Genomic DNA, 556 nt, shown 5'->3' on the forward strand with positions numbered 1-556 from the left:
TGGCTCCGTAAGGGTTTGAATTGGATTGGATTGTTTTTGTAGGTATTGGTAAGTTATTGGAAAATGGTGAGTTGGACTGGGAAGCATTTGGCGGAAACCTGCTGTTCCACCTGAACCAGACCGGAGTCACGAAGGCCACTCTGATGCTGGAATCACAGAGTTCTGGGCAGATCAGTTAGGAGCAGTCTGTTTGCTGCGGAACAGCATGGCGGACTCCTCTGCAGGTTGCCGTTACTCCTTCAGACGGTTATTAAGTGACGCCTTTTCCAAAGTAACTCACAGCTTGGTATCACTTCATGACTTCTTCTGCCATTGCCTCCATGACCGGTTTTGCCCGCGTACAGGGAGGAAACGATATCTACTCCTGGGTTTGGGAGGTGAAGAGCGTGAACGGCCGCGGTCTCGAGATTCGCTTTCGCGGGCCGCAAGGCTTTGACAGCTTGGAGCCCGACTTAAGACGGCGGCTCAAGGAGCGGCTCCACCGTGGCAACGTGAATGTCTCCCTGTCCCTAAGGAAGCTGAGTCCCCAAGCCCAGTTCCGTGTCGATGAGGTCTT

Annotated in this window: 1 protein-coding gene; it reads left to right on the forward strand. The window is 53.2% G+C overall.

The genetic code is table 11. From position 1 onward, the window contains the following. Positions 1-296: 296 nt before the first annotated feature. Positions 297-556: YicC/YloC family endoribonuclease (locus FRC98_RS21035; RefSeq protein ID WP_230467902.1), on the forward strand; the 260-nt coding region annotated here is incomplete at its 3' end.

The organism is Lujinxingia vulgaris, from assembly GCF_007997015.1.
In the GTDB taxonomy this organism is placed as follows: domain Bacteria; phylum Myxococcota_A; class Bradymonadia; order Bradymonadales; family Bradymonadaceae; genus Lujinxingia; species Lujinxingia vulgaris.